The following is a 4480-nucleotide window of genomic DNA, read 5'->3' as shown; positions in this document are numbered from 1 at the left end:
AGAAATACTTCAGTTACTTTCGCAACAACTTGAGCAGCAGCGTAATGCAGGGGCGTTGGTGGGGGGGGGAACCATATCTGTACCCGCCATACAGATGGGGCATACATCTAAAAATGTGAAAGTTAGAGTAACTAGTATTCTAAAGTAATAGGGTAATATTTTGGCTTCATAAATAAACGACATATAGGCACCGAAAGCCATACAAAAACCTTATCCAGTCTATATGTGATCAGCTAAATATGACAAAAAAATCTGGAGACTGTGAACTTTCCCTATTGTGTTGGACACTCAAATTCCAACCGAAACGTGAGCTATATGCTTGCTTACAGTACTGGGAAAAAACTCGTCACTACATCAACGAATTTAAAAAAATATCTGCTGTTCGAATGTTTAAACCCAAAAAAAGGGTGAATGATGTCGCTTAAGCTTTCGACATTCATCCCTATCGTTTGGCTTTGCAAGGAGTATTTTGCAGGACTGCACGTGGCTGATAAGCACAAAGTCAGGACAACTCCAGCTGATGTGTATGCCGATCAAGGTCTTTACTGATAAAAATCAGGATTTTGTCGTCTTCCTATCGAAGTGTTTTGATCCGTCAGAGATACGTTGGGCAGGCCTTTTTACCCTTCTCAGAAGAGAGTTTGATAATCTGATCTTTTAAGATGAAATCTTCTGTTGCTCTTCGGGCGGGTGCTAAGGACTTCATCAAGAGTAGAAGACTTCATCCTGCCAACAAAATGTGCACCCTGACAGGTCATCTCGTAGTTCCAGACATAGTCGTCAGAGGTTCGACCAGATCGTGAACAGAGACTCGCCGCAAGTTGAGCGAACATCATGACAACAAGTTGGTCCGGCAAGATAGCGTTCTGGTTCTGGAGTCGCCATTATGACGATCGACGGCTCTCTGGAACGGGTGAGGGGAAATTACCCTGAGCAACTATTGGAAAAGCTGTTATGATACTTCATGCCTGTTCTTCTTGGTTTCTGAAATATCCGTCTTGACAACTGCTGTTTTACTGCTGACCAACAGAGGCAGGCGTCTCACCACTTTGCTTGTTTTTTAACCAGACGGCAGTTATGTGCATTCGGTCAATACGTGCTTTCACTCTGTTCTCAGTATTGTCAATGATTTGCATTTCAGGGGAGGCTGACATTCATGAGATTTATATGAAGTATGGTTATAAAAATGTTCATATATTATACATTGTGCAATTTCCTTTCGTGAATGGTCTCATTGAGTACTTAAACCGAATCTCCCACGAGCTTTTGATCCCAATGCTAGACTTTGTAGATTCAAGTCAAACTGACCTCCGGGACTTGGATGACTTAACCTTTTTAGAGTCCGAACTTGCAACCACCAGCAAAATTCATGCTGAGACACTTAGATGGCTCAATGAATGGTTGTTTAATTATTAGTCTTTTATTCAGGATGTATAACCTGTCTTCCCGGGGACCGTGTACCTCCGTAAACGCTAAACCCACAATACCTACTTCGCAATACTTAAGCGGAATATTTTAAAGATTCCGACTTGATATTCAGTAGCGATAGGTGTTCCGTGTTCGCGTCTTTCTCTAACACTGATCTGCTCACTAGCTGCAGGGACCGTTGGTGTGACATGACAAGCCTACCTGGAGGACAGTGGTGCTGGTATGGATTTGCGCAGGGGGGGCGGGTAACTGGCATTCTTGTTGTGGACGCTAGCTCTGCCATGCTAATTCGAGTTGAGCTCCCTCCACCTTCGGCGACTGAAGCAGACGCTGTGTTGTGATGCAGCACACAATAGTCAAGCAATACTGGCTTGTGCTCATAATATTGCTACTCTGGAGCATTCATAAAGTTAATTATTCATAAGGTGAACCTACGGCTATGCAGTGGAGGCTGGCATAGGTTATACCGAGGCTTCGGTAGCTGACATCGAAGGTTTTGCTAAGAACCAAGAGGTTTAATTTATGGCAGATTACAAAAGTCTGGCTCATACTTAATGGGGTTGTAAGTATCACATTGCCTTTGTTGCCAAAAAGCGGCAAAAGTCGTTTATGGAAGTTTGAAAAATTTTCCAGTTCCCGGGAACATTTTTTTCATGAGCTTGCCAAACGCAAAAGGAGTGAAATTGTGGGAGGGTATTTGATGCGAGATCACGTTCATATTTGCGTTCGCATTCCGCCGGAGTATTCTGTTTCCCGTATTGTTAGTTATGTGAAGGGTAGTTGTGTAATAGCTATTGCGAGACACTTCAAAGGTAAGCAGAGGGCTTTTTCCGGGGAGTACTTCTGGGTACAAGGGTATTTTGTTAGCATAGTAGAGCCTGACCAAAATGTGGCTCGAGAATTCAGCAGAAATCAGGAGAAAAATGATGAAACACGGGCTCAGCTAAAACTTGGTTTTGACTCGCGCCCCGGGGTGCAATAAAAGCCCTTACCCTTTGAGGGCGTCACCGAATAAGCCTCCGGCTTTGCCGGAGGTCAGCTAACTTACATGGAGGTATAAAAGACAAGAGATAGGCGAATCGAATGAAAGAAAAACTAATGTGTTTGTTTTTAATGTTCTGTTCCGTAACTGCCATTGGTGCTGGTTTTGAAAGGAAGTGGTTTTGGACTTATAGGGGAGCAGCAGAGACAGGTGATCACATAGTTGTTACTTTTAACTTGGAAACTAATAACGTTACAATAAATGGAGAAAGTATTTTCTCATCACCTCCTGACTTATCACAAATTGAAAATCCATTTTTGTTTTTGTTTGCTATGAATTGGGGTGTTATATTTCACTTGTCCCAACTGTTGGCTAGTAATAAAATTGGATCAGTTATTCCCTTTTATATCAATGTTAATGATCCTATATTCAAGCATGTTGCTGAAGGGGAAGATGGCAAAAGTTTGTTTTATTTTGATAAAAAAGCTGATATTACGTTAAAGTCTGGGATTAGATATAAGAAAATAGGATTTAAATCAAAGAATGGTTCTATGATTTGTATTTATATGGAAGAAATCAATGGTTCTGAATATACAATCAGAGCTGTCTTCATGACATCTGATAAAAAATATAAACATAGCTATAGAGATTTTAACTTTAAAAAAGATTTTGGTGATGGAGGTAGTGGTGGGGCAGGTCTGGTTTCAAATATGTTAACTTACGATTCTGAGATTTACTATAAACAACGAATGAAAAATAACTATTTAGACAAAAGTTTAGCTGATCCTTTTAATAACTATTTAGATAAAAAATTAGCTGACCCTTTTAATAAATCTTTAGAGTATAACAATATGCTTGTTAAAATAATGATTTCGTGTTCGTTATATTGGTTGTCAAGCGTTGGACGTTGATATTAAATCATCACAACATGAGAGTGCCTTTAATCGGTCCGCTTTTGGAGGCGGCCTCGGTGGTATTCCCGAAGAAAATAAACAGTATGACGTTGTGGTGGTGAACTCCATGTTCTTGGCGAAGAAGCCGGCGAAAAACTGGATATTGTTCCGGCACGAAGAGGCAGGGTTATTGAACTTCGTCCGAAGTACGGCTGCCTCTATACCGATACGGCCAGGTATCCATCCTTAAACGGTTGAATGTCGACATCAGTCGTGCGACACTGGCCAACTGGATGATATGGACGGTGCAGCTGCTAACGCAGCTCCCTTTGCATCGAAATATCTTGCCATTCGGCTTGGATCGTCCAGTCTGTTGAACATGGAGAGATAATCCATTGTCGTTGAATTCCGGGCGCTGGGTGAGGGTTGGCTGAGATACGTGGTTACATTTCCAGCCGAGAAATTGAGAAAGTTGTAAGGAGCATTCGCAAGCCCTTGCAATGCAGTTTCTGACTGTCACTGTTTGACCCAGATTAACTGGTCAGTGTCAAATCCAAGCTTATCGGATTGTTGGATAAACCGTTCTTTTAACTCCTGGCTTATTTCAGGGGTTCGGGACAGAAACCATAGATAACCCCTATTAAAACCGCTAACAAAGGCGTACTGGTAACCCTTCTGGTCCAGTTCGAAGATAACATAAGAGCCATAAAAGGGGCCAAAGAAAGAGACTTTTAAATAGCCCTCACCACTTTGTCGAGCGAACTTTGCTGTGCCTCTTGCCCGACGGTATTCATCGTCTTTTTCAGAGTAGCCAGAGTTGGTCACTTTTACGGTACCGTCCAGTTGTAAGGTGTACTCAGCAGTGACCTGACTCAGGCCTCGCTCGAAGGAGTGATCCAGTCGGGCAATTTCGTACCACTTGCCCATATACCTTTCAATGTCAAAAGGTGTTACTGGTTTTACGTGTTCAGGAATTCCTGTGCAGCCTGAGACCAGTGCAAGCAGGGCCAGACAGGTAAAGAGTTTCATAAATAATCACCCTTTTTTTTATTCAAGGTAGATGTACGGGAATTTTAAGGGATAGGATGCAATTAAACATCTATTGTCGTGAAGGTGGCGTTTTACCGCTACTAAAAATCTAACATAATCTGTAATTATGTAGACTTATCTACGCCGT

3 protein-coding genes are annotated in these 4480 nt (G+C 42.0%); 2 read left to right on the top strand and 1 reads right to left on the bottom strand.

The genetic code is table 11. From position 1 onward, the window contains the following. Positions 1-1924 precede the first annotated feature (1924 nt). Together tnpA and KDK17_RS09470 are read left to right on the top strand one after the other, a co-directional pair. On the top strand, positions 1925-2410 hold the full coding sequence (gene tnpA / locus KDK17_RS09475) for an IS200/IS605 family transposase (protein ID WP_373691582.1): 486 nt from the start codon (positions 1925-1927) through the stop codon (positions 2408-2410). A gap of 101 nt (positions 2411-2511) precedes the next feature. Continuing rightward, entirely contained in the window at positions 2512-3321 is an 810-nt protein-coding gene (locus KDK17_RS09470; protein ID WP_257282049.1) for a hypothetical protein, read from the top strand. Between the two features lie 498 nt (positions 3322-3819). Here the strand turns inward: KDK17_RS09470 and KDK17_RS09465 are convergent, their stop codons facing one another. Beyond that, positions 3820-4332, bottom strand: coding sequence for a lipocalin family protein (locus KDK17_RS09465; RefSeq protein WP_257282050.1), 513 nt, complete (start codon positions 4330-4332; stop codon positions 3820-3822). Between the last annotated feature and the right edge of the window lie 148 nt (positions 4333-4480).

Origin of the sequence: Endozoicomonas sp. SESOKO2 (assembly GCF_024606245.1) — a bacterium.
In the GTDB taxonomy this organism is placed as follows: Bacteria; Pseudomonadota; Gammaproteobacteria; order Pseudomonadales; family Endozoicomonadaceae; genus Endozoicomonas_A.
Note: the sequence above shows the minus strand (reverse complement) of the source record. Positions and strands in the feature narration are given on the sequence as shown.

What these genes read in the sequence shown, in the direction of transcription:
- KDK17_RS09470 (WP_257282049.1), top strand. Translation starts at nt 2,512, where the DNA reads ATGAAAGAAAAACTAATGTGTTTGTTTTTAATGTTCTGTTCCGTAACT.
- KDK17_RS09465 (WP_257282050.1), bottom strand. Translation starts at nt 4,332, where the DNA reads ATGAAACTCTTTACCTGTCTGGCCCTGCTTGCACTGGTCTCAGGCTGC.